Origin of the sequence: uncultured Rothia sp., from assembly GCF_937976295.1 — a bacterium.
In the GTDB taxonomy this organism is placed as follows: Bacteria; Actinomycetota; Actinomycetes; order Actinomycetales; family Micrococcaceae; genus Rothia.
In genome coordinates, this window is the sequence record NZ_CALJRY010000075.1 from 1 (window position 1) to 2598 (window position 2598).

Annotated in this window: 1 protein-coding gene; it reads right to left on the bottom strand. The window is 64.0% G+C overall.

All coding sequences use genetic code 11. From position 1 onward, the window contains the following. Positions 1–34: 34 nt before the first annotated feature. Positions 35–2598, bottom strand: a 2564-nt coding sequence (locus Q0216_RS02040; RefSeq protein ID WP_298592525.1) for a hypothetical protein, incomplete at its 5' end; no start/stop codon positions are given.

The following is a 2598-nucleotide window of genomic DNA, read 5'->3' on the forward strand; positions in this document are numbered from 1 at the left end:
CTGGGGGTGCCGCTGGGGGCCGGGGTGATGGTCTTCATGCCGGGTACACCAAGCTGAGGGTCAGGGTTGCGTTGGCACCGTTGAAGTACCCTTCGGTACCCGTCTGGTGCCCATAACTGCTGAGGCAGATGCGGTATTCCTTATCCGCCTCCATCTTGGCCATGAACGCCACGTAGTTCTTAGCACCGCTCATGCGCGTCTGCGCCACGGTGCTGATGCCCACCACGGCGGGGAACTTCGTGATGTTGTTATTCAGCCAGTAGCCGGCCGTCATGTCGTTACCGTTCATCAGCTGCAGCTCCACGCGGTACCACCCCGCTACCGGAGTGCTGACCGTGGCGTTGGCCTTGAACGTTACCTGGTGGCTGGCCTCGCTGTTCACGTGCGTCGCGTTCCCGTCCAGGCTGGCCCCGTTGCCCCCCTCGTTCGGCACGCGGTACACGTTGTAGAACTGCGAGCTGCACACCACGGGGAGGGCTGCTGCAGCACCACCACCGCCGCCCCCGCCTACGGCCTTGCTGTCGGTGTACTTCTTGGCCTGCGCCACCGCTGCCGCCGTGCGCTCATCCACGTATGCCTTGTCCGCCCCCACCATGTCCGCAGCAGGGAACGTGCCGGCGGGCAGCGCCAGCATGTAGCACTCGATATCGTTGACGTCGGTGCTGTTCATGCTGGAGTTGAACAGGATGCGCGTCAGGTTCTGGTTCACCGTGGCCTGCGGCTCTGCCCAGTACCCCGCCTCGCCCCACTCCTTAAGACGGTCACTGTCCGCAAAGGCCAGCGGCCAGAACCGCGGAGTTTCTTCCAGCGACACGACAAAGACCTTGCGGTGGAACCATTGCATGTCCGCTTTGTTCCGCAGGTTGCCGCCCTCGGGGTCGCCCTTGTACTCGCTGTACGTGCTCAGGACCGCGAAGCCCGGCGTCTTGTAGCAGCGGGTGGAAATGTGGTAGGCGGTGGCCGTGTTGCCGCCGTACATATCCAGCAGGTCCGTGCGCTTGCCGGTGCGCATGTTGACCATGGCCAGCTTGCCCTGCCCCGGCGTGTAGTCCCCGAACACATATGCGTCATCACCGTTCGGCAGCAGCGCGAGGTCGCTGTGCTCGGACTTGATGTGCATAATGATGTACGGAACGTCCGTGGTGGCGGCCGGATGCCGGGTCTTCAGGTCCCGCGTGTAGGCCCGCGTGCCCAGGTGGTCCTTATAGGCCCAGGACACCGTAGCATACTCGCCCGACGGCGACATGCTGGTGTGGTCGGGCTTGTCATCGGCGTCAAAGCTGAGGTTGCCGATAATCTTGTCCTCCACCCGGTCATACACCACAATGCCCAGCATGGTGAAATTGGACCGCTCTACCTGCCAGCACCAGTACCGGCCGTCAATGGAAGGTGAGCCTTCGCTCTTGGACCAGCAGATTTCCGCTTCCGGCCAAATGGCCTTCAGGCGCGGGCCAAGCTCCGTGGTCTTGAAAGTACGGGTGCGGATGTCCATCTCGAACAGCTTCATCCCCACGCCATTCATCGGCAGGTACCAGATGATGTTCGGGTCCGTGGGGTGCCAAATGGGTTCGCAATCCCCGGCAAACCCCGGCAGCACATCCCCCACCTGCTGCAGCGTATCCGCGTCAAAGAGGCACCAATAGCCGTCTTTGCGGTTCATAATCATGCGCGTGCCGTCGGCGTTGAACGCTTGACGGCGGGAATAGTCGCTGCGGATGGCCTTGCGGCCGGCGGCGATTTCTTCCTTGTTCTTGGTGACGCGCACGATGGGGGTGCCGTAGTAGGGGGCGGCGATGGCCACACCTTGCGTAAACGTGGGCGGGGTGGGTACCTGTACCACGGGGTTTTCCGGCGCAGTGTGCAGCGCCAGCGGCTTACCCAGCAGCGGCGAAACCACGCCCGTGCTGGCCGGTACCACCGTATTGGCCGCCACCGGCTGTGGCGTGCCACCGCCACCCGCCTGCACCTTGCCGTCCGTGTACCGCTTGGCTTGCGTGAGCGCGTCGTCGGCCTTGTCGTCCACATACTTCTTGTTTGCGGCGTCCAGGTTGTCCACCGCGCTGCCCACCTTCTTAACCCTGTGGCCATCCAGATCGGCGTCCCCGGTAAACGTGGTGGTACCGTCACGCTTCATGAACGCGGTCAGGTCCGGTGCCTGGCCACCGCCGCCCAGCGCCTTCCCGTCCGTGTACGTCTTGGCCTGCTGCAGCGCGTCCGCCGCCTTGGTGTCCACATAAGACTTGTTCGCGGCATCGCTGCCCACGGACGGGTCCGCCAGATTCAGGATCTTGTGGCTCTTGGCGTCCAGGTTGTCACTGAGGCCCACGCTGCCGTCATGCTTGAGGTACGCAGACAGGTCCGGGGCGGCCGGCTGTTTGCCGTCTGTGTACTGTTTTGCCTCCTGCACGGCGGCAGCCACCTTGCCATCCACATACGTCTTGCTGGTGGCATCGCCGGCAGCGGACGCCTCAGCCAAGTCCGTGATACGGTGGCCATCCGCGCTCACGTTGCCCGTGAAAGCGGTGCTGCCGTCCTTCTTCATGTAGGCAGACAGGTCCGGGGCCGGCCCGCCACCGCCACCCCCGCCGCCCTGCGGCA